The 2,504-nt window shown below is 49.6% G+C and carries 2 protein-coding genes and 2 pseudogenes; 2 read left to right on the forward strand and 2 right to left on the reverse strand.

The features are described from left to right. The first annotated feature begins 191 nt into the window (after positions 1-191). Entirely contained in the window at positions 192-674 is a 483-nt protein-coding gene (locus tag G533_RS23055) for a hypothetical protein (protein ID WP_144079966.1), read from the forward strand. 200 nt (positions 675-874) lie between these two features. On the opposite strand, the gene G533_RS0119220 is transcribed toward G533_RS23055, so the two are convergent. Next, on the reverse strand, positions 875-1,093 hold the full coding sequence (locus G533_RS0119220) for a DUF2970 domain-containing protein (protein WP_027951297.1): 219 nt from the start codon (positions 1,091-1,093) through the stop codon (positions 875-877). Positions 1,094-1,460: 367 nt separating this feature from the next. After that, positions 1,461-2,078 (reverse strand): annotated as a pseudogene (locus tag G533_RS23060) (IS256 family transposase); the annotation flags it as partial. A gap of 3 nt (positions 2,079-2,081) precedes the next feature. Between G533_RS23060 and tnpA the strand changes: the two are divergent. Beyond that, a pseudogene (tnpA, locus tag G533_RS24335) lies at positions 2,082-2,260 on the forward strand (IS200/IS605 family transposase); the annotation flags it as partial. Between the last annotated feature and the right edge of the window lie 244 nt (positions 2,261-2,504).

Consider the following 2,504-nt stretch of genomic DNA (forward strand, 5'->3'; position numbering starts at 1 on the left):
CAGAATTGACCGGATAGGAATAACATGTTCAACGCCGCAAACAGGATTTTCGGGTCAATAGATGGAAACTTCGACAGGTCCGCAGGTCCGGGCAGCACAATCAGCGAGGATGTCTACTCTCGATAGGCCGTTAATATGTCCTATGCCTCAGTCAGGGCTATGCTTACCTGGTCAATCCGGTGTTGCTCAACGTGATTGTTATCCTGCTGGTCGCCTTTTGCTTCAATTTTCTCTTTAGCTGGCGGCGCTATCCTGCGCACCTGGTGAGGCGCAAGCGCACGACAACCATTCAACCCATGGATCGTATTCACGAGCTGACCCACGAAGACTTCTCCGCGGCCATCCAATCCCTTGATTCCTTCCTGGACATCACCGCGGAGGATATTGCAGAGCTTCTGGAACTGGCGAAGATTCACGCCGAAAAGAATGCCGAACATCCTAGTGAAATCATCGAGGGACGGTTCTACAGCAATGGCAAACTCGGCACGCTGTGGAGTGTCCGGCAGGTTGTGGACGCAGCCAACCACCCAGACCCGAAAAGGGATATGGTGATCTACAAGGTGATGGCCGGGCATGGTGCCTACGATACTGGCAAATGCTCCAGGGAAGAGTTCAGACTCTGGACTCGCTTCGAGGTGGAACCAAACAACGGCCATTGGCGGAAATGTTTGTAACCTAAGACTGTTGATTTGCATCCCAGATTGCCCCGGGGGATTTGTACTGAAAAATAGACCAGATACGTACTACTAACCGATTGAACCGAATGCCTTTTATAGTTACTAAAACGGGTCAGTGTTAGGCGCAAATTTTGGCCAGAATTGGCTCAATTTTCAGCGCAATTGAACCGATGCTATTAAATCTGATTTTTCCGTTTTTACATTCCAGAAAAGTATAGGACTAACTTGGCCAGGCAAATTAAGATAGCAATAAACAAGACGGTAAAAATAAGCCCTGCAATGGCAAAAACTTTGATATTGCCATGTTTAAAATCGCGTTCGCGGTTCTTATTACTCTGTACGCCAAGGGCTGCAGCGAAAGTTGTTTTAACTAAGTCTACCATCGTGAGATTTTCGTCATTATGACTCTTGTTCATTTGCGTAACTCCATTCAATTCCTCTTGACCAAACATCTCGCTCGTTAGGGTTCGTATAAAAGACAGAAATGGCTTCTTCGTTGAGACTGACGATCTGTTTTTTGCCCATTCTGTAAGGTCTATAGCGAGTGGGCTAAGCTATAAAAGCAGTCCATCTGTCCATGAGTAACCGAACAGTAGTGCTGGTTGATCGCGTTTAACAGAGACAAAAAGAGAAAATGTGATAGGGACAGATTCGGGTTAGGCAGGTCTTTAACTTGTAAAACCATAGATTCAAGGGCTTCCTTTGATATTCTTGATCTTGCCAAGGTGCTCATTGCCCCCCGCGATGTGGAGTTATAGTCAAATCTGGTGTTCGGCAACTTGATCAAGCCACTTTCTGATCGGTTGCTATCACCTCTTCGCCGTCCTTGAACTTGATACCCTGGACAACCTTGGCCAGGTAATTAAATCCACGCTGCTTGCGCCAGTTCTTCTCCGCACATTCTCCCAGCTTGAAGATCATCTGCAACATGCCGTCCCGGCTCAAACATCCCTTTGAACGCTTTGTCCTATGGCGTATGGTGCCAAAGGTCGATTCGATTGGGTTGGTTGTTCTCAAACTCTGCCAGTGTTGCGCCGGAAAGTCGTAAAACGCCATCAGTTCATCGCGATCCTTCTGTAAACTCTGTACCGCTTTCGGATACTTTGGCTCGTACATCTGCTCAAAAGTGTCAAACGCCGCTTCCGCCTCATGCTTGGTCGGTGCCTGCCAGATGTCGTGCAGTGCCTGTTTCATTTTCGCTTGCACTGCCTTGGGCGCAGCGTTGAGCACATTGCCTGTCTTGTGCATCCAGCAGCGTTGTTGCCTCGTTTCTCCGTAGACTTCATCCAGGGCTGCCCAGAAGCCCATCGCACCGTCACCAACGGCCAGCTTGGGACTATTCATCCCTCTGGCCTTGAGGTCGAGCAAGACTTCTCTCCAACTCTGCGTTGATTCCCGAACCATGTGGTCTTCATTCCCAAATATCGAAGAAAGAATCTTTTCGGCCAGACCAGGAAGGATTTGGGAGAGGTTTTTCGTCGATTGGCAGGGCACAGAAAGAATGTCTGATAGAAGAAGGCCATATTATGGCGGATCACGTTCACGTGATGATATCGACACCGCCGAAATATGCGTATTCCAGACCAAGCCTGCCACTGATTCCACGCGAAGCCTGCCACCCATTCCACGGCAAAGCTGCCACTGATTCCAGACGAAGCCTGCCACCCCGGCAAGCCGCCTGAGATCACCCAACGGAGCGCCCTGACGCGGGATAACTAACCGGTACTCTGGACCTTTCCACACGGAGGGGAACAGATGCCAGCGAAGAGGTTATCCATGCGTAAAATCAAAGAGGTGCTGCGCCTCAAATGGGCCCAGGGCCTGAGC

It is taken from the genome of Haliea salexigens DSM 19537 (genome assembly GCF_000423125.1).
Classification (GTDB): domain Bacteria; phylum Pseudomonadota; class Gammaproteobacteria; order Pseudomonadales; family Halieaceae; genus Haliea; species Haliea salexigens.